The organism is Fictibacillus nanhaiensis (assembly GCF_049537595.1).
Classification (GTDB): Bacteria; Bacillota; Bacilli; order Bacillales; family Fictibacillaceae; genus Fictibacillus; species Fictibacillus nanhaiensis_F.
In genome coordinates, this window is the sequence record NZ_JBMULM010000006.1 from 53001 (window position 1) to 75954 (window position 22954).

The following is a 22954-nucleotide window of genomic DNA, read 5'->3' on the forward strand; positions in this document are numbered from 1 at the left end:
TCTCCCCCTTTTTGTTTTAAAAGTTAAACTGGATATCCAGAATGCTAGATTCCTTTTTTGTTAAACAAATATCTTGTAACGTTCTATAGGGTTCATCACAAATATTATTTAAGATTTCGATATAGTCTTGTAACAGTTTATTTGCTGTTTCTTTAAGGTATCGGTCCTTGTTGTAGACGATGTTGAGTGTTAATCTTTCTCTTGTGTCCAAGATCTCAAACTCCAGATCAAATTCACTTGATGTCTTAGCAAGAGGGTAATCTGTCACTTGCAGATCATTTAGGTCTAGTTGATTCATCCCTACGTTTTGATAAACAAATAGAATATCAAAAAGAGGATTTTGATTTTTACTACGGTCAATGCTTAACTCGGAAACTAAGTCATCAAATTGATAGTCTTGATTTTCAAATGCTCTCATCATGTTCTCTTTTACTCGGGAGAGAAACTCAGAATAAACTAATTCCTTGTTTAAGTGGTTCCTTAATACGACCGTATTTACAAACATACCAACCGTATTTCCTAGTACAGGGTTTGTTCTCCCTATAATCGGTGATCCTAGGAGGATATCCTGACTTCCTTCTTGCTTAAACAACAATAAGTTTAGAGCAGAAAGACAGATCATGTAGAACGTAGAACCAGATTCCCTCGATAACCTTTGCAATTTTCCGAATAACTCATCATTAATTCCTACGCTCAATTCATCAGCCTGTAAACTTTTCTCCATTAATGGAAAGTCAGGTGTAATAGATGCTCTAGGAAGCTCACCCTCAAGCAGAGACTTCCAATACTCCTTCTGTTCTACAATCTTTTGGTGTTCCCTTGTATTTTGTTGCCAAAGTGAATAGTCCTTGTACTGATATTGAATTGTGTCAAGTTCCGTGTCTTCATAAAGACTGATAAAATCCTTGATAAGTAATTCCATTGAGATTCCATCTGTGATGGTATGATGCATATCGAATACCAAAATATGCTGATCTCTAGATATCTTGATTAATAAACATCTGAAGAGTGGTGCAGCTTTTAAGTTAAACGGTTGTATAAACTCACTGATAATATCTTTAATACTAGATTCATCAGCCTCTACATAATCTAGCCTAAAATCAACTGTTGGCAGGATGTTTTGAGTCAATTTGCCTTTTTTGAAATGAAACGATGTTCTTAAAACTTCATGATGTTCTAAGAGCCGTTTTATTATGTTTTCCACCCTTATTTTGTCTAGATCCCCTTCGAACCGAACTGCTTTTGTGATGTTGTATCTTAAGCTTCCCACATGTAATTCGTTCAGGAGATAGAGTCGCTGTTGAGCAGAAGAAACCGGATACTCTTCTACCGGTTCTAGCCTCTCAATCAATGAATAGAACTCATCCTCTTTCTTGTGATACGCGAATTGGTCTAATCTTTCACAGAAGTCATGGATGGTTGTATATGACAATACGTCTTCAATACTAACTTCAACATGGAACTTTTCAGATATTAAAGCAGTAATTCTAACTGCAGAAATAGAGTCCCCTCCTAGTTCAAAGAAGTTATCGTAAATGTCTAATTCGGCAAAACCAAGGATTTCAGACCAAATTTGTGCAATCTTCGTTTCAGTTGGTGTATAGTTGTTATCTTCTCTACCTGTTAACAAGAGGTTGTCCAAAGCTATCCTGTCGCTCTTAACTCGCTTTTTTACTCCTCCAGTAAGAGTAGAAAGGTATTCAGCAATCTTTTCTGATAAATTGAAAGAGAATGAATTTAATAGGTGTACAAGCTTACTTTCATAATTAACGGCTCCAATCAAAGCGTTAGGAACCCTTTTGTTTAATACTTTGTCTAACCCGTTGATGCCATCTTCTGTTAACATCGCTTTAAAGAGAGTATCAATATTAAAATTGTGGTGTACTGCCATCCCTGTCTCTTTCCAAGTTGACCAATTCACAGTAACTGTCCGCTTACCCTGTTTGTTACGATAATGAGCAAAAGAATCTAAGAACGCGTTAGCTGCAATATAGTCTCCTTGACCAGGTGCATCGAATATAGTGGCGATCGATGAAAAGCTAACAAAGAAATCCAGTTCTTCCTCTTTTGTCACATGGTCTAAAACCCATGTACCTACTACTTTTGGATCGTAGATATTCTTAAACCTTTCCATTGTTCGATCTATGATGAACTCTGATCCCCCCACACCTGCTCCATGGATGATTCCGTTAACAGTTCCGTGCTTATCCCTAATTTTTTTGATCAACGCCGTCATAGAAGATACATCTGTTACATCTGCTTGGATACAGTTTACAGTTGATCCTGTTTTCTCAATCTCCTCTATTATCTTAATCTTCTGACACAAAAAGGCGTCATTATTGATTAATTCATCCCATCTCTCGCGATTTGGAAACGCTGAACGATTTACTAAATAAAGGTTGATCTTATTCTGTTTAGATAGATATCTTGAAACTTCAAGACCAATCCCACCTGTTCCTCCAGTAATGATGTATGCTCCTTCGTTTCTAAGCATCAATGGATGGTTTTCACAAGAATCTAAATCGATCTCTGAAAACACTTCTGTATACCGACCACTATCTCGGTATGCAACCATGTAACCCTTCTCATCATGCTCTATCTCGTTAATTATTTCTTTGGAATCAGTCCACTCATCAATATCTATAGCTCGACAGCGGAAGTTAGGGTGTTCTTTTCTTACCACTTTCCCCATTCCATACAAAGTCACATTCTCAGGCTGTAATCGTATTTCTGTGCCCGTTACTTCTGACGCATACTCAGAAATTAAGATGATGTCAACATCTCTTTTAACTCCGAACTTATGGAGTGCTCTCGTCAAGTAAAACAACGAAAACAATCCTTTCTTCTGATTGGTTTCTAAATGTTTTAGCGTTTTCATCCCAGTTCGATAATCTAAATTTGATGCTAATACAATCCTGTTTACTGTTGAAAAATCGAGTTGAAAGAAATCCTTTTCCTGACCTGAAATGGTAAAACTAGTAGCAGTGTGTTTCTTAAAACTCTCTCCCCAGGTCACATCAATCACATTCATGCCAGTGCTTCGATAGTGATCCATGATTTGGATACTCCTTGAATCCCTGTCACTAATAAACATGGTTGTACCCTTTTCGACCGGACATTTTTCCGAAGAAATAATAGGCGATTGTTTCCATGTCATTGAATAAAAACGATCATCTTTTGCTGGAGCTTTCGAAATTTTTTTAGGCTTTGTTTTTGGAATATCAATCCAGCATCGTGTCTTCTCAAATGGATATCCTGGAAGACTTATCTTTTGAACTTCTTTTCTTCTATATAGAGAGGACCAGTTTATATCTACTCCTTTTATATAAAGAAGCACTAAAGAATTGAGTGTGTCTTGGTCTTCTATTTCCTTGAATTTTTCAATAAGACTGCTGGCATCTTTTTTGTGTTGATTCTTTTCTTTTTCAGTGATTTCCCATTCAAGTGGTTGTTTTTTATTAGAAGGGACTACTTTATGTTTTCCGTAGTAGATTCCTTCTTGTACAATATTTAACCCATTACCTTGTATGTTTTCTATCTTTTCACGCAGTTCTTTAATAGACCCTGCTGTTACAGCCATACGACAGTTATAGTGACTCTTGCCAGTGTTAGCGGTATAACATAAATCCTCAATCGTAGGATTCTTTTCATTTATATATTCAGCATGATTCTTGATCAATTCCATAAGCGTATCTTCATTTCTTGCCGAGAGTGTAAAAACATGCCGTTGGGTAGAATTTATTTCCTTCTCTAAAACTGGAGCTTCCTCTAGGACGATATGACAATTAGTTCCACTAAAACCAAAAGAACTAATACCGCACTTGATTGGGTTATTTGTTTTAGATTGAATCTTGTTTTGTTTACTATTGATATAAACCGGTGAATCACTTAAATCTACTTTTGATGTTGGTAAATTAAAGTAAAGGTTAGATGGTATCTCCTTTTTCTTCAGAACATGAATACATTTGAATAATCCAGCTAAACCGGAGCTTTCAAAAAGATGCCCCACATTTGTCTTTACTGATCCCACAGCACAAATTTGTTTCTTGTTTGTATATTTTCTAAATGCTTTTTCAAGACCATCCAGCTCTATAGGATCACCTAATGTTGTAGCTGTTCCATGAGATTCAATATATACAAGTTCTTCAGGATTAATCTTTGCTCGATCCCATGCTTTTGTAATGACATCACATTGCGCTTCAGAGTTTGGGGCAGTAAGCCCGATAGATGCTCCATCTTGATTGATGGCACTGCCCTTAATCACAGCATGAATGTTATCTCGATCTTGAATAGCCTTCTTTAGTGGCTTTAAAACAAGAGCAAAGATACCTTCTCCCATTCCAGCACCATCTGAATTAGAATCGAAAGTACGTGTATGACCATCTGAAGATTCGAGACCGAATTTTAGATAGTCTTCATCATACGGCAGAAGATTCATGCGGACTGACCCTGCAATTGCCATGTCACAGTCGCCGTTCTTTATACTTTGACAAGCTGTATGTACAGAAACTAAAGCAGAAGAACAAGCTGTATCGATCACCATTGCTGGACCTTCTAGATCTAAAAGGTAAGAAATTCTACTTGGCATGAGGGCTGTTACGTTACCCACTCCTGCAGCTGCCATTGAATCTGGATCCACATCAAAGATCATCCTTTGATAACAATCCTTTGCATTACTCGCATAACCCACGAACACACCAGTACGAGTGCCAGAAAGATTATTACCTCCATAACCTGAATCTTCTATCGCATTCCAGACAACTTGCAGGAAAAGCCGCTGATAAGGATCCATAAGACTAGCCTCCTTAGGAGACAAGCGGAACAAGCCATAATCAAATTTATCAATATCTTCCATGTAAGCACCTTTTAGATACTTGATATCCGTAACTTCTTCAGGAGATGTATGGTTGATATAATCTTTTATGTCTTGTTTACGAATTTCGGGTACGTCCGTAATAAAGTCCACACAAGAATCTAGATTATTAAAGAACTCATCTAAGTTCTCTGCAACTGGTAGTTTATATCCCATACCAACTATAGCGATGTCATCTTCCTCTATAGGTTTTTGCCCTTCTTCTTTTGCAAGCTTTAATAAACTACCAGCTAATGTTTTATCAATAGTTCCTTTTTGAAGGTTTTGAAGTACAAGCCTCATTAAGTTTTCCATGGTTATCCCCCTTTCTTATGTCATGTCCTTGAGTGCATCTTCAATCGAAAGTTTACCATCCTCAAAGTCCCTCAAAAGGTCTGTGATAAATTCATCTTCATCAGAGCATGTATCTTCAGACTTCTCAGCTATAAAACTCGAAAGACTGGCTACGGTCGTGTAATTGAAAAGGTCGATCAATTTTACTTTTCCTGGATATTTCTTTTCGATTAGAGTATGCATCCGATTAAGAAGAACAGAGTCTCCACCTAGTTCAAAGAAACCTTCATGAATATCAATCTCTTTATATCCAAGAACTTCATTATAAATTTGGGCGATTTCAAATTCCGTATCAGAAAAATGCTCTCTGTCTCCGCCAACAAGTTCCACTTTCCCCTTTGAAACGGTACGCTTTTCAGATCCGTCAACTTGGGACTTCGTATCTTGTAAGACCCTGTTTCTTTTTTCATTAATAGAGTCAGAGATTGCAAACGGTAAGCGATCTAGGAATTTCATAAATTGCGGAACATAGTTTACCTCACCGATTAGTACTCTAGATACTTTTTTATTCAAAACCAGATGTAACTTCTCTAGCGCGCTTTCTGTAGAAATGGCTTTAAATATGGAGTCGTAATTAAAGCCGTAATCTACAGCCATTCCCGTCTCCTTCCATGTCGACCAATTGATAGCTAACGTTTTTGTGCCTTGCTTTGAGTAATAACTTGCAAAAGAATCGATAAAAGAGTTTGCAGCCGAATAATCTCCATGTCCCGGTTCACTTAGTAGAGATAGTCCTGATGAGAACAACAAAAAGAAATCGAGCTCTTCCTCTTTAAACAAGTGACCTAATATCCATGTTCCATAAACTTTTGGTTGTAATACTTCGTTGAATGATTCAATATCTTTTTTAAACAAGAAGCCATCTCCTGGAACACCAGCAGCGTGTATCACACCATTTATCTTGCCATATAAGTTTTTGATCTCATCACGTATCTGTGCCATTTCAACCAGATTAGAAACATTGATTCCTCTAGTAATCACCTTTGCTCCGAGTCTTTCTATCTCCTTGATACCTTTTAACTTCTTAATCAGTTTTGAGTCAGAGTCATTTTGGATAATCTCTTCCCATAGATGCGCTTCTGGTAGAGAAGTTCTGTTTAAAAGAACAAACGTTAGGTTCCTCTGTCTTCTAGCGAGATCTTTTGCAAGCTCTAGACCAATACCACCCGTTCCACCCGTTATGATATACACGCCCCCATCACGTAGAGAAACCTCCTCATCCGTTAAGGAAGAAGCGTCTACTTCAACGAACTCCTCAACATAACGTTCACCAGACCGGAACGCGACTTGATAATTAACTCCTTGCTCTAGCTCTTGAAGAATATGATGATGGTTCACATGCTCATCAATATCGAAGCTACGGATTGAGAGACCTGGATGCTCTTGAGCAATCGTTTTAGTAATTCCGAAAATTGGAGCATTCTCAGGTTTGATCACAGCTTCATGTCCGGTCACTTCATGCACGTGAGATGTTAATAATGTCATACACATGTTTTGATCAGAACCTGTTTTAACGAGTGCTTTTAGCAGATAAAAAATCGAATAAACTCCCTTTTTCTGCTGAAGAGTCAAATCTTCAAACGTTTCAATTCCTTTTTTAGAGACTGTTGAGCAATGAATAATATCCGTGATACCGTAAATTTTTATAGAATTTATTAGAGTAACATAGTCCTCCTCGTCACCTGCTATAACAAATTCTCTATCATGAGTAAAGTCAGATACTTCTCCGAATCTAACTGAAACGACGTTTACTCCTTTTTCTTCAAAGTGTTTTACAATCTCATTCGATACAGTTTCTTCATCTCGAAAAATTAAAACACCTTTTGTCGCCTTTTCTATCGTTGAAACCGTTAATGGTTCTTTCTTCCAATTCATAGAGTAAAAATATTCTTTTTTGTCAAGATGAGTTACAGGAATATCTATCCAGCACCTCTCTTTGTCAAACGGATAGAGTGGGATTAGTTCTTTTGTATAACTCTTCTCCCTATATAAATCTGGCCATGAAAAATCCACACCGCTTACATAACGCTTTCCAATCTCTAAAAGACTAAGATCAATAAAAGTTTTATCGTCTTCTTCTCCTTGGAACGGTTCATTTTCTTGATGGCTCATTAATGATGGACTGTATGACACTTGATGGGCAACGTTGAATCCTTCTGCTTTTTCCAGACTCTCTACAAGTTCACTTTTAGTTCTAAATATTATTGCAATTCGATGTGGATAATGAGCTCTTCCAGTATTAGCGGTGTAACACATGTTTTGTAGGTTCAACTTTTTTCTTTTATAAACCATGTTCTTATATCCATGAATTAATTGTTGAAGTGCTCTAACTGAAAACGCAGATAATGTGAGGATTTTTTCTACATCCTCCTCTACTGGATTCTCTAAATATGGAGCCTCTTCTAACACAACATGGCAATTGGTCCCACTGATACCAAATGAACTTACTCCTGCTCTTCTCTTTTCTTCACCTTTAATTTTCCAATCCCTTAATATAGGATTTACATAAATAGGCGAATCTTGAAAACTGATAGCTTGATTCGGCTTTTGAAAATATAGTGAAGGAGGTAGCTTCTTTTCTTGCAGAGCCTTCGCTACTTTTATCACACTAAGAATCCCTGCCGCTTCAGAGGTGTGACCGATGTTCGTCTTGACCGAACCGATTGCGCAGAATTGATTTTTGTTTGTATAATTCCGAAAGGCCTCCTTGATTCCTCTGACTTCAATAGGATCACCCAGTTTAGTGCCCGTCCCATGTGTTTCCATGTAGCTGATTGATTCAGGATCAATTTTGGCGTTCTCCCACGCTTTCATGATGACATCCGTTTGAGCAGCCGGGTTAGGTGCGGTTATGCCCACAGAACTCCCATCCTGGTTGACCGCACTCCCCTTTATCACTGCATAAATCCTATCCTTGTCTTTGATTGCTTTAGTTAACGGTTTTAATAAGACCGCTCCAGCACCATCACCTATCCCAGATCCATCTGAAACATCATTAAATGCACGTGTTCTTGAATCCGTAGATTCAATACCAATCGTCATATGCTCATTTTTCAATGGAAGAAGGTTAAGCTTGATGCCCCCAGCTATAGCCATAGAACAATCACCTTTTCTAATAGCTTCACATGCAAGATCTATTGCTACTAGTGAAGATGAACACGCTGTATCAATTACCATACTTGGTCCTTTTAAGTTAAGAAGGTATGAGATACGACTCGGCAAAACTGCTGCTAGGTTACCTACCATACCGATTGGAAGAGACGACGGTTCGACCTCAGAGATTTGTTTTAGATACATGTCTCTTAGGCTACTGGCAAATCCAACATAGACCCCTGTGTCACTCCCAGTTATCTTCTCACCGCCATATCCGGCATCCTCTATGGCATGCCAAGCCGTTTCTAAGAACAACCTTTGATGTGGGTCCATCAATGAGGCTTCTTTTAATGAAAGTTTAAAAAATTTATAATCAAACTTATCAATTTCTTCAATGAATCCATTTTCATTAAAAGCTATTTCTTGCTCAGGAATATTCGTATATCTTAGATAATCAACGATATCTTCCATGCGCTTACCTGAGAATTCAGTAATACAGTCTAGTCCATCCTTCAGGTTATCCCAGTACTGTTCAACAGTGTCTGCTAGGGGTGTCTTGCTTGCCATTCCGATAATGGCGATATCTTGATCCTTAGATACATTTTGTGTTTTCAGGGTTTTGACCAATTCGATTGCAGTTTCTTTTTCTATCTTACCCCTTGTAGTTTGATCGATAATGAACTTGTACAGCTGTTCCATTCCATTACTCCTATATCAAATTTCAGTAAGATTGCTTAAAGCTTGTTCTACACTAATATGGTTCTTCTCTAAATCTTCAAAGAGCGAACGCACCGACTTCTCTACATCATCGTTTCCTGTATTCTTCTTTAAAGCCTTTACTTTTGTAGTCCTATTTTGTATGAATAGTGATAACTTATGGATGGTCGTATGTTCAAAAATATCTGTTACTTCAAGACAATCTGGAAATACTTTGTTAATGCCGGCATGCATCTGTGTAAGGATAATTGAATCTGCTCCCAGCTCGAAGAAATTATCGAATACGTTGATTTCATCAAAGCCTAAAATATCCTGACAAATTAAAGCAAGTTTTCGTTCGACTTCATCGTATGTTCCATCTTGTTTACCGATAAGTTTAATTTCACTTTTTAATCCGACTGTCTTTTTTACAATAGCTCTTTTAGGTTTTCCTATCTTTTCAAGGTGCTGACTAATTCCTTCAGAAAGATGGAACAATGATTTGTGTAAAAGATTAACGATTGGACTATCATAATTAATTTCACCAATCAATGCCCTATCCACATTTTTGTAAAGACACGTCATTAGTGTTTCAATAGCGTCTTTTGATAGTAGAGCTTTGAACAAAGTATCAATTGTAAAGTCGTGGTGTACAGACATTCCTGTCTCTTTCCAAGTGGACCAGTTAATTGTTATTGTTCTTTTACCTTTTTTGTTACGATATGTTGAATATGAATCTAAGAAAGCGTTAGCCGCTGTATAATCAGACTGACCAGCCATTACGAAAAGACTGGCTACAGAAGAGAACATGATGAAGAAATCAAGGTCATCGTCTTTCGTCAACTCATCTAAGATCCAGGTTCCGTAGACTTTAGAAGCAAAAATTTTATTGAAACTCTCTTCATTCTTGTCCTTAATTGCTTCCGTACCACCTACTCCAGCAGCATGTACGATTCCATCTATTCTCCCATAACCATCTTTGATGGCTCTAACCACTCGCTTCATCTCTTCTAGACTTGTAACATCTGCTTTTATACATTGGATCGTCGATCCTTTTTGTTCAAGCTTCTTCATTCTTTGTATCTTACTGACGATGGTTGAGTTCTCATTTTCTGCTAAAATCCTATCCCATTCATCCTTATCAGGAAATGGTGAGCGGTTTAGGAATACTAGATTGACAGTTTCTTTTGATGCAAAAGCATCAGCTACCTCTAGTCCAATCCCGCCGGTTCCACCAGTGATGACATAAACTCCGCCTCCTCTTAACTTAAGCGGTCTATCTTCTACCTTTTCTAGATTAATTTCTGTAAACGTCTCACAATATCTTTTACCATCTCGAAGCGCGACATGATAATTCATAGGTTCAAAGTCTTTGGTAAGCTCACTATAGACCTCTTCATAGGAAGCAGTATCATCGATATCTATACCTTGGCAGGAGAGGTTAGGAAATTCTTTACCTATTACTTTTCCAAATGCAAGCAATGGCATGTGATGAGGCATCACCTTGTCCTCTTTACCTGTTACCTCTACAGCTTGTTTCGTCACAAAACTGAGTTTGATAGGTTGGGCAATAGCGTGATGAGCTAAAGCCTTTGTAAGATAAAGGATACTTAGTACACCTTTTTGCTGTACTATTTCTAATTCTTTTACCGAGTGTACATCTGTTTCATTTGTTGAAAATAGATGGACAACCTCAACGATAGACCCCATGTTCTCTCCGATACTTGACAGCAAATGAATATGATCTTTTTCAGAATGAGAAATTTCAAAACAATCGTTTGTAATCTGTTTAAACTCCTCTGCCCACGAGACTTCTATCACTCTACATCCATTCGCCTTATAGAGAGCAGCGAGGTTCGTGTGAAACTCATTGTTATTCTTCATTAGGATTACGATATCTGATTCAAGGTATTTCGACACCTGCATCTCAGGAAGTACTCGTTCTTCCCATTTAATCGTGTAAACATTATCGTTTGCATCTAGTATGGTCGTATCGCTGTAATCCTGTTTTTCTAAAGAATCTGAGTCGAGCCAACATGAATTCTTTTCAAAAGGATATGTCGGAATACTAACCTTCTTGTGCACTGTTCCTAAATAGAACTCGTCCCAGTTCACATTTATCCCTTGCATATAGAGGTATCCGATTTCTTTTAATGTCTCGTGATCATAGGTACCTTCACATCTTTTCAATTTTGAACTTATCAGTTCTTCATTCAAAGACGGTGAAAGGTTCAATATTTCCATTTGTTTATAGTCTTCTTCATCTAAGAAGAGAGGTGCTTTTCCTTCTTCAAGAATCATAGCCAATCTATGTTTATGATGCTCTCTTCCTGTATTAGCTGTATAACTGATATCTTGAAGTGAGAATTTTAGTTCGCTAGAAAGTAACTCCTCGTATTTTAGTCTAAGATTTTTTAAAGATTCCTCACTCTTTGCTGATAAGGTGAGAAGCACAGGTCCGTTTACTTTTTGATTTCGATAGATTTCGGGACTTTCTTCTAGGACTACATGACAATTTGTTCCACTAAATCCAAACGAACTTATTCCCGCTCTCATTTTCCCCTCACCAGTCCACTGTCTGAGACGATTGTTTACAAATACAGGACTATCAGAAAAAGAAATCTTTGGATTAGGTTGGTTAAAGTTTAGCGTTGGTGGCAGTTCTCGATATTTAAGAGCCAAGATTGATTTGATAAATCCGGCAAGGCCGGCTCCTTCAAAAAGATGACCAACATTTGTTTTTACTGACCCGATTGCGCAGAATTGTTTTTTGTTAGTAAAAGATTCGAATGCTCTTTTTAAACCATCTATCTCGATCGGATCACCTAACGAAGTGGCTGTCCCATGTGCTTCAATAAATGCTAGGCTCTCAGGATTGATGTTCGCTTTTTTCCAAGCAGCTTGGAGTACTTCCGTCTGAGCTTTTGTATTCGGTGCTGTGATACCCATGGATGAACCGTCTTGATTTATCGCACTTCCTTTAATCACCGCATAGATGTTATCCCCATCCTCCACAGCTTTATTTAAAGGTTTTAAGATGATACTCGAAGATCCTTCACCCATACCTGAACCATCTGCTGTCATATCAAAAGTCATCGTCTTACCGTTAGAAGACTCTATTCCAATCTTCATATACTCTCTATCAACAGGCATTAGGTTGATACGAACACTTCCTACAATGGCCATTTCACAATCACCGTTCTTAATAGCATTGGCAGCTGTGTGAATTCCGACAAGTGTAGACGAACATGCAGTATCTATGACCATCGTCGGGCCTCTAAGGTCTAAAAGGTAGGAGATCCTGGTTGGCATCATTGCCGTGATATTTCCTACGGCTGAAATCGGAAGTTTTTCAGGATTCGTTTCGTATATCATCCTTTGGTAGGAATCTTTGATATTGTTGGCAAAACCAACATAAACGCCTGTTTTCGTTCCTCTAATTTTCCCACCGTACCCAGCGTCCTCTATCGATTTCCAAATGGTCTGTAGAAGCAGCCTTTGATGTGGATCTGTATACTTTGCTTCGTTAGGTGTAAGATTAAAGAACTTATAATCAAACTCATCAATATTCTCAAGATATGAGCCATCTAAATACTTAGCGTCTCCGAGCTCAATTGATTCCGAATGTAACAAGAATTCATCCATTTTCTGCGCTCGATTTTTTGGAAAACTTCTGGTAGATTCTACTCCATTACGAATATTGCTCCAAAACGTATTTACATCATCGGCCATCGGCATATTAACCGAGACCCCGATTATTGCAATATCTTCCTCATGGTGATTCTGTATTTTCTCTGGTTTCAAAAGGGATTTCTTAGAATCACTGATAATAACATCGTCATTGTTCTGACATATAAATTTAGTCAGTTCTACGATGGTCGTATGAGAAAATAAGTCACCCACATTAACCCTGCCAGGATAAATTTTTTCAATATCAAGATGCATCTCGTTGAGCAACAACGAGTTACCTCCTAATTCGAAAAAGTTTTCATTAATATCTATTTCTTCAACACCTAATGTTTTTTTATAAATTTCGGTTAGGACCATGCTGACATCTTGAGAGCCCAAAACGGCGTCAGACGACAAACTTGGTTGACTTATAACCTTGTGTTTAACAGGTGTAACAACATCGGTTCTAGCGATGTTCTCTAACTTAGATGAGATAGCAAATGGATAGTTCAACATCATCGGCATGAATAATGTGTTCCTATTTAATTCTCCAATCAGTACACGGTTGATTCTATATTGAAGCAACTCATGAAAAGCATCTACTGCCTTATTTGTATCAATGGCTTTAAAGATAAGATCTTTATTGAAGTTGTATTCAACAGACATTCCTGCTGATTTCCAAGAAACCCAGTCAATTACTATAGTGGGTCGTCCCTGTTTCGTTCTGTAGGACGCAAAAGAGTCTAAGTATGCGTTAGCGGCTACATAATCTCCTTGTCCCGCCTCACCAATCATAGATATTCCTGATGAAAATGCTACGAAAAAATCAAGATTTTGGTCTTTTGTTAGACGATCAAGTTCCCAGGTGCCATATATTTTAGGACCGATTATTTCCGTTAAAATATCCTTGTCTTTTCTTACTAAATAACCATCTCCCGGAATACCTGCCCCATGAATGATCCCGTTAATCTTTTTAAAATCTGTTTTAATCTGATCTAATGTATCAGTGAGTTGATTGGTGTTTGAAACATCGCAGGCATAAGTCATTACCGTGGAACCCAAACTTTCAATGTGCTCTATCATCCGAATCTGATGGCTAAATTTCTCATTTGCATTTGACTCTAGTATCTTATGCCAATCATCTCGCTTAGGAAGTTTTGTACGCCCGATCAACGCTAGCTTTACAGGGTGCTTGGAAGCGATACTTTTGGCAATCTCGAGACCAATGCCTCCTGTTCCCCCCGTAATTACATAGACACCGTCTTCTTTATAGTTCAGCTTCTGTTTCTCTAGGCTCTTTAAATCGACCTCTGTAAATTCTTCGATATAACGAATATCTTCTCGATAAGCAGCCTTATAAATTGTTTGATCTGAATAAAGCTCTTCCACCAATACATCTATTCTAGTTAAATCGTCCAATTCAACAGCTCTGCATGTGATGTGTGGATATTCTAAGTTGATGGTTTTTCCAAGTCCGAAGAAGGAGGCGTACTCTGGCTTTAATTCAATTTCAGAACCAGTTATCTCATCAACAGTCCCTGATACTAGAAGAATTTCTAAATTTTGATTCCAATTATTCTTTATGATTGCTTTTGTTATAAAAAAGAGACTGAATAATCCAATTTTTTGAGTTAATTCCAGATCTTCTCTATCGTTGATAACATTCATCTGATTATCTTTTGTGAACATATGAATGATATTGGTGATGCGTCTGTTTTTTAATGTTTTAAAGAGTTTTGAATAATCTTCTTCAGAATCAGAGATGACATAAGATAACTCATCGATCCTTTTAAATGATTCTCCTCTATGGACTTCAATGATTTCAAGATCTGTAGGTAGCTTAGATTTTACTATTTCTGCATTTCCACTAGAATCTTTAAAGATTAATACACTACCACTTCTTCTTGAAGTGTCGTTTGATAATGGAGAAGGTGTCCATTTTATTGTGTAGAATAAGTCTTCTTTATTATTATCAGGGGTACTTTTTACTTGTTTTGAGTTTATCCAAGCACGTGATCGATCGAAAGGATAGGTTGGAAGACGCATGATTTGCTTGTCGTTATATAATTTTTTCCAAGGTACGCTAGCTCCAGAGATATAAAGTCGAGCAAGCTCTTCACATTGTTCAAGCGTCATATCACCTTCCATAAGAGACTCCGCTTGATCGGTCATATGCAATAACTCTTTCTCTGTAATCCCACTCTTGATATTGGTACCACTTTTGATTATCTTGTGGTACTTGTATAGAGGATTATGATTTAGATCGCTTATTTTGATGTTATCCATCAAACGCTGTAATTCTTCCTGAGATTTGAAGACAAAGGCTAACCGATGTTGATAATGACCTCTTCCTACATTTGCAGTGAAGCAAAGATTAGAAATCTCATTAGAGTTCACTTCATGAATCTTACTTTTATATTCTTTAAGCAACGTTTTCAATGCTGTCTCAGATTTTGCAGATACAGCTAAGATCTGATAATTGCTTTCATCCACTTTTGTAACCGAAGACATCGGTGCTTCTTCTAGAACGATGTGACAGTTTGTACCCGAGATACCAAACGAACTCACACCACAACGACGCGGATGGTCATTGACCGTCCAATCTCTTAATTTGGTATTTACATAGATTGGCGAATCACTAAAATTAATGAGTTTATTCGGTTGATTAAAATACATGCTAGGGGGAATCTTTTGATTTTTTAACGCCATAACCGCTTTTATAAGATTAGCTATACCAGCCGCTTCAAAAAGATGACCAATATTGGTCTTAACCGAACTAACAGCACAGAAATTTTTATTTTTGGTATATTTCTTAAATGCGTTTGTCATCCCTTGAATTTCAATAGGATCACCAAGGTTTGTCGCCGTACCATGTGTTTCTATGTATGATACAGTTTCAGGATTTATCTTTGCATCTTCCCAAGCTTGTGTTAGTAATTCTGTCTGAGCTGCTGGGTTCGGAGCTGTAATCCCTATGGATCGCCCATCTTGATTAATAGCTATTCCTTTTATTACAGCATAGATATTATCGTTATCACGGAGTGCTTTGCTGAGTGGTTTTAAGAACACCACTCCTGCTCCTTCTCCCACTCCTGCTCCATCCGCCTTATCATCAAATGCTCGGGTCCTGCTATCTTTTGATTCAATACCTATTTCTGCATTTTCATCTTCAAGCGGTATTGGGCTCAACTTAATCCCACCAGCAAGAGCCATTTCACATTGGCCGTTACGAATAGCCTCACACGCTACGCCTACTGAAACCAAGGATGATGAGCAAGCTGTATCGATTGTTAACGTGGGACCCTTTAGATCAAGATGGTACGAAATTCTACTCGGAAGCATCGCTGCCAGGTTTCCTACAATTGAGGCTGCATTATAATCTTCTTTTTGGTCAAAGATTAATTTTCCATATGTATCCTTAACGTTATTGGAGAACCCTACATACACTCCTGTATTGGTGCTCTTTAATCGGCTTCCACCATATCCTGCATCCTCAATTGCTGAGAGAGAGAGCTCTAGAAAAAGCCGCTGGTTTGGGTCCATAAGACTTGCCTCTTTGGGTGAAAGGTCAAAGAACTTATAATCAAACTTATCAATTTCATCTAAATAGGAAGCTTCCGTAAACTTTGTTTCCTCTGGATTTCCTCCTTTACGTTCAACATATCTGTTAAGATCTTCTTTCCTTTTCTCTGGTAAATCACTATTGCAGTCCAAATTAGATGTGATATTCTCCCAATAAGCTTCTGGTGAATCTGCTTTTGGAAATTTTGATGAAATCCCAATTATTGCAATGTCATGTAATTCAGAACGATCGTTGTTCTTAAGCATCTTGATTACATCTATAGCTGTTTGTTTCTGGATATTGCCAGATTGGATATTCTCAACGATATACTTGTACACTTTATCCATCATTTTCCACCTAATAAATAAATTTTTAAAGTTTAGCTATACTGCTTACTACATCATCTATTGAAATTTCACTATCAGACATTCGATTTAAGATTTCGTCCAATTGATCATCTATTGGCTGAGAGGATGAAGGTTCCTTAGGACTGTCCTTCTGATCTTGCTTTTGTATAAACTTAGACAGCTTGTGAATACTTGGGTGTTCAAAGAAATCAGCTACAGTGACACTATCAGGATAAAGACTTTCCAATCTGGTATGAATCTGTTTAATTAGAATTGAATCTGCTCCAAGTTCAAAAAAACTGTCGTATATATCAAGTTCCTGAAAACCTAATACATCACTTACGATATTAAGTAAGGTTTCTTCTACGTTCTCTACATCATTTGAAATAAATTTTTTCCCAATACCTTGCTCTGACTTCTTAGGTAGCTTTATACCTTTTCTTCTAGAATCCATCTTTTCTTTAATATCACTTGAAAGATCGAAATCACCGGTTTCAAGACTACTGATTAGCGGCCAGTCATAGTTAATCGTTCCGATTAAAACACTGCTCAGCCCACTATTTATTACAGAATGGAAACCATCTATAGCTTCTTGTGTCGTGAGTGTCTTAAATAAAGTATCGATGTTAAACTGGTTTGCCTTTGCCATTCCGGTTTCTTTCCATGTCGACCAGTTTATACTGATTGTTCGTTTGCCTTTTTTATTTCTAAACTCTGAAAATGAATCCATATAACGATTTGCCGCACAATAATCACCTTGTCCAGGTGCAGGGAACCAAGAAGCAATGGATGAAAACAGAACGAAAAAGTCTAAATTTTGGTCCTTGGTGAGCTCATCAAGTATCCAAGTTCCATGAATCTTTGCACTGATTACCGAATCAAAATCCTCATTGGTCTGATCTTTGATTTCAACAGATGTTCCAACACCCGCTGCATGTATGATGCCATCGATCTTGCCGTACTTATTCTTTACGAGATCGATAACGTTACTCATCATTTGGAAATTAGAGATATCAGCTTGACAGATAAGTACTTCCGAACCTAGTTGTTCAAGTAATTTTATCTTCCTGATATATTCAAGTTGTCTCCCATCGTCTTGACTAATCTCTCTCCACATACTCCGATCTGGGATTAAAGAGCGATTCACCATGACAAGTTTAGCTTTTGTATTACTTGCTATTATTTTTGCAAACTCAAAACCTAAATCACCAAGTCCACCCGTAATAAGGTATACACCGTTATCTTTATAGATTTTCTCAGAATCCTTTTCAACTTTTCCTAGTCGAACCTCTTTGAATTCTTGTACATAGCGCTTCTCTTTTCTATATGCAACATGATTGTAATTACTATTACTCTCAATTTCACCAAAGAGTACTTTAATAGATACTTGTCCATCAAAATCAATCATTCGACAGTAAAAGTTTGGAAACTCTTTGTTAATGACTCTTCCCAATCCACTTATTGATGCATTCTCAGGTTTTATAATCTTTTCTTCACCTGTAACAGTCATCGAATGATTCGTTATTATTGAAAAATTAGTTTTACATTCTCCAAAGTTTTCTAACGCTTTCACAAGATAGAATAAGCTTTTTAAACCTCTTATTTGACTCTTATTCAGATCATTAATATCTTCGATATCACCTTGAATGCCAAGCATTGAGAGATGAATCACTTGATCAATTGGGCCAATTCGTTCGATTAACCTTTCGTAATCTTCCAAAACCCCACTTATGATGGTCTTATTTGGGGATATTTCTTCATAAGATTGTCCGAACTCTATTTCGTACACATCTCTTCCAATCACTCTTAATTCTTCACAGATACTCCTTGCTATACCGCCTTCATCTGTTAATACTAATGTCTTTCTGTAAGGATTATGAGTGCGATCGATAGAGTCTGATAATTTCCATTCTCCTGAATAAAAAGAAGTGTTTAACCCGTAATCCTGTGGGAGTTTGATCCAGTTACTCTTTTTTAAGAACGGATAAGTAGGAATACTGATCTTCACAGGACGCTTTCTATAGATTAAATCCCAAGGTATTGCGTTTCCTTCAACATATTTCATACAGACCTTTGTAAGGCTTTCAATGTTATGTGTTTGTTTCAACAAGCTTCTTACTTCGTTACGTTGTAAGATCTCTATGGATTTATCTGGCACCTGTTTAGCTTCATTGAAAAAATAAAATTCCGCACCTGAAGCGCTTTCATTAAAATTTCTATCATTTAGGATCAATAGTTTTTCCACTAGATCACTTTTACTTGAAACAATAAAAGATAACCTAAATTTGTGATGAGTTCGCCCGGTATTTGCTGTATAACAAAAATCTTCATAATTAAACGGACTTGTTTGGCAAAACTGAATATATCGAATAATTAACTCATTTAATTGTTCGGTTGAACGGGCCGAGATAGTCATAATAACAGGTTCATTTGCTTCTTCGGATTCTCTTACTGGTGCCTCTTCTAAAACGACATGACAATTGGTCCCACTTATTCCAAATGAACTGACACCGCATCTACGAGGGGTTTCCCCTTCTTCCCATACACGTAACTTAGTATTTACGTAGACAGGAGATTCTTCAAAATTTATCGTTCGATTAGGCGTCTTAAAGTTAATCGATGGGGGCAACTTCTTCTCTTTCAAAGAAAGTATGGCTTTTATTAAACCTGCTATCCCAGCAGCGTCATACAGATGGCCAATATTACTCTTAACCGAACTTATAGCACAGAACTGTTTTTTTGAAGTATGTCTGTTAAACGCATTTGAGATCCCTTCAAGCTCAATCCCGTCCCCAAGTTTTGTACCACTTCCATGAACTTCTATATAATCCAAAGTTTCTGGTGAAATATCAGCTTCTTTCCATGCCTTTAGCAGTACCTTCTCTTGGGAAGAAGGGTTCGGAGCGGTAATTCCCATAGATGTTCCGTCTTGGTTACTAGCGCTTCCCTTAATTACAGCATGAATATTGTCACCATCTTCCAGTGCCTTATCAAGGGGTTTTAAGATTACACATCCCACTCCTTCACCTAGTCCTGATCCAGTTGCATGATCATCGAAGGAGCGTGTAAAAGCATCAAGAGATTCAATACCAATCTTATGATCTCTATTATCGAGTGGGATTAAGCTGAGATGAATCCCTCCTGCGATAGCCATCTCACAGTTACCCGTACGGATAGCACGACAAGCAGTATCTACAGCAACGAGTGAAGACGAACAAGCTGTGTCAATCAACATCGTTGGTCCCTTGAGATTAAGAAAGTATGAAATCCTAGCGGGTATCATGGATGCAAGGTTACCAGATGCAGCGATAGGTAGAGAGTTTGAGTCCACACTTTCGATCATCTCGCGATACTTAAAAGCTTCGAGATCACCTATCAAACCAAGATAGATCCCTGTATTCGTTCCAGCTAAACGATCACCACCATAACCCGCATCCTCGATGGCCGTTAGTGCGTTCTGCATAAAGAGGCGTTGCAACGGACTCATGAGACTAGCTTCAGTAGGGCTTATTCTAAATAAGTTGTAATCGAATTCATCTACCTGTGACATGTAAGAAGATGCGAGATACGAATATTCTTTCTCATTCTTTAGTTTTAGATAAGCATCGATAGCTTCTTTTCTTTTCAAAGGAAATGGACTGGTACAATCAATACCATTTTGGATAATCTCCCAAAATTCTATATTGTCCTCTGATGAAGAAAATTGCGATGCGAAACCGATTATAGCGATTTCAGAGTTCTTTTGAGCGTTTCTCATTTTATTGATTTTTATCCCAGCATTTATCTCCTTTTGATCAGTAAGATGGTCAAGCGATAAATTACGTAGATTCAATGTCTGTCACCCCTAATTTCAACCTTGGCTTGCTTTCGAAAACAATACGCTTATTAATCTCATAAACTCTTCTACAAACAGATCCGTCAATTCTTGATTCCAATTTCTATTTTGGAAGACAATGTGGATTTTTAATGCATCTTCCTGTTCTGTTAGTTCAAAATAAAGCTCGTAAAAAGCTAACGCCTCTTCGTTTTTTACTAAGTGAGATGATGCAAATAAAATGCTTATCTGATCGAGATGTTTAGTAACGTTTGACTGTGTAAGGTGACTGGTCTCATAAACAAATGGACTGGATATGGAATGACTAGCTTCCTTTATCTGTTGAATTAACATGCTTAAGTCACTTACTTCTTCAAGTTGAATGAACAGAGGGGTTATAATATCTTCCGCTTCAAGTAAGGCATGTAAAGTAGGGTTTCCTTTTGAAATGTTTGAAAGTTGATGAACTAAAAAGGATAGAATAACGTCATTGATCCTAGTACCCTCTTGTATCGAAACTTGTTTTAGGACCTGAAGATTTTCACGGTCAAAGGTAACCTCATATTCTTGTGTTTTTCTGTTTGTATCCTTATTGAAGTATTCACTTGGAAAGACAACCCCATCAAGATCGATACTTCCTTTCCCCTCTAAATAACTACTGAACTTACGTATGGTTGGATAAGCAAACATATCGGCTAAGCGAAACTCAACATCTCCAAATTCTTGCTTCATTTTGTCATAAATGTTTGTTAATAATAATGAGTTCATTCCCATAGATGTAAAGTTTTCATCTAGTCCGATATTTTCTAAGCCACTTACCTCTTTACAGATATCAACGATCCTATCTTGTATATCCACTTCTTTTAATTTTTCAATAGTTTGAATATCTGCTAATATCTGGTCGAATTCACCTTGGCAAAATCTGCGAGATAATAACGTTCTTTGAATTTTCCCACTCGTAGTACTAGGAATTTGACTAATTGGAACAACATAGGAGACTGGAACACCAATAGCGCGATTCACCTTTGTTTTTATTTGCTTAATAAGAGGCAGGAACTTTTCAATTGGTTTACGGAAAGTAACAAAGATAGCTACCTGTTCTTCACCAGAGACTTTGACACCACAAGCAGCGACTTTTAGACTTGCAATAGCTTTGTCTAGTGAGATTGTTTCTTCAATATCATGTGGATAAAAGTTCTGACCGTTAATAATAATCATTTCTTTGGAACGACCAGTGACAATAAGATTCCCGTCACTTATAGTGCCTACATCTCCTGTTCTAAACCAACCATCCTTTGTTTTTGAATCACTTGTAACACTTTTGTTGTTATAATAGCCACCCGTGACACCGCCACCATTGATTTGAATATGTCCAATCACATTCTCTTTGACTTCCTTGTCTTCTTCGTTACAGATACGCACAGCACAATCTATTAAAGGGACGCCAAGTTTCACTAGCTTAAAACCCTTTATATCTCCTTCTGAAACAGATGATAAAGAATCTCCCAGGTTCAAATTATGCCTATCTGCATTAACATAATTTATTCCAGCGCCGATGTCTGGCATTGTTACACCAAGAGTGGCTTCAGCGAGTCCGTAAACGTTAAAGATTGCTCCTTCATTCAGACCAAAAGGCTTAAATACATCTACAAATGTACTTTCTAAATCTGCAGAGATAGGCTCTGCTCCTGTGACGATACATTTCACATGAGAAAGATCTAATTCCTTATTGTTCTCTGGCTTGAACACGTTTAAGATAAATCGGTATGAAAAGTTTGTTGCAGTAAGAATGGTCACCTTATGCTCACATGCCTTCTGGATCCAAAGAACCGGGCGACGAATGAATAACATCGTCGGCATACTGAACTGATTGATATTACCCATGATGGGATATAAATGATTCCCGATGAGTCCCATATCATGAGTTAATGGCATCCATCCTATAATGGAATCAGTGTCCTTCGTATCTAATCCCTTCATTAATGAAATGGTGTTTCGTATTAAATTTTCATGAGTTAATGTAACACCTTTAGGATCTGATGTTGATCCGGAAGAGAACTGAATAAAAGCAATTTCAGATGGTTTCGCTTGGTGAATGTGTCCTTTTTCAAATGTGATGTGGGTAACATTATCGAGCATGATGAATTTTTCTTTATTCAGAAGACTCTCTTCTTCGAGCATGTTTGTTAAGGTGTGCCTTCTTTGCTCAGTTAAAATCACATAAGGATTTGTGAGCACTTTCATAATTTTAATTAACTTAAGATTATGTTCTTCATTTGTACCAACGGCTACAGGAACAGGGCGTATCCCTCCTAAGATACAAGCCCAGAAAACCTTAATAAATGTTTCGTTATCATCAATTTGGAATATTAATTCATCTCCCGCTTCTAATCCTTCTTTTTGAAGGTTATACAAATAAGAGCAAGCGGTATCATAGAGTTCTTGATAGGTGACATGTTTTTCTTCTGTACCTGAATTTATAAATGTTATTCCTTTATCTACTTGTTTACGTTCTTCAATAAGATCAATTAATGTTCCAAACAAATCGCTAAACCTTCCTTCTCACA

At 37.4% G+C, this 22954-nt stretch carries 5 protein-coding genes; all 5 read right to left on the reverse strand.

Translation table 11 applies throughout. From position 1 onward, the window contains the following. Nucleotides 1-16: 16 nt before the first annotated feature. The 5 genes from ACOZ9X_RS19160 to ACOZ9X_RS19180 are packed head-to-tail and all read right to left on the reverse strand — an operon-like array spanning nucleotide 17 to nucleotide 22931. Nucleotides 17-5167 (reverse strand): SDR family NAD(P)-dependent oxidoreductase, encoded by a 5151-nt coding sequence (locus tag ACOZ9X_RS19160; RefSeq protein WP_423419574.1) that lies wholly within the window; start codon nucleotides 5165-5167, stop codon nucleotides 17-19. A 15-nt stretch (nucleotides 5168-5182) separates the two neighbouring features. Then, the gene (locus ACOZ9X_RS19165; protein WP_423419575.1) at nucleotides 5183-8998 is read right to left on the reverse strand and encodes a beta-ketoacyl synthase N-terminal-like domain-containing protein; all 3816 of its coding nucleotides are present in this window, start codon (nucleotides 8996-8998) and stop codon (nucleotides 5183-5185) included. 15 nt (nucleotides 8999-9013) lie between these two features. Beyond that, nucleotides 9014-16573, reverse strand: a complete 7560-nt coding sequence (locus ACOZ9X_RS19170) for an SDR family NAD(P)-dependent oxidoreductase (protein WP_423419576.1) — start codon at nucleotides 16571-16573, stop codon at nucleotides 9014-9016. Between the two features lie 25 nt (nucleotides 16574-16598). Next, nucleotides 16599-20405, reverse strand: a complete 3807-nt coding sequence (locus ACOZ9X_RS19175) for an SDR family NAD(P)-dependent oxidoreductase (RefSeq protein WP_423419577.1) — start codon at nucleotides 20403-20405, stop codon at nucleotides 16599-16601. Between the two features lie 18 nt (nucleotides 20406-20423). After that, a complete protein-coding gene (locus ACOZ9X_RS19180; protein WP_423419578.1) occupies nucleotides 20424-22931 on the reverse strand; it encodes a non-ribosomal peptide synthetase in 2508 nt (835 codons plus the stop codon). Between the last annotated feature and the right edge of the window lie 23 nt (nucleotides 22932-22954).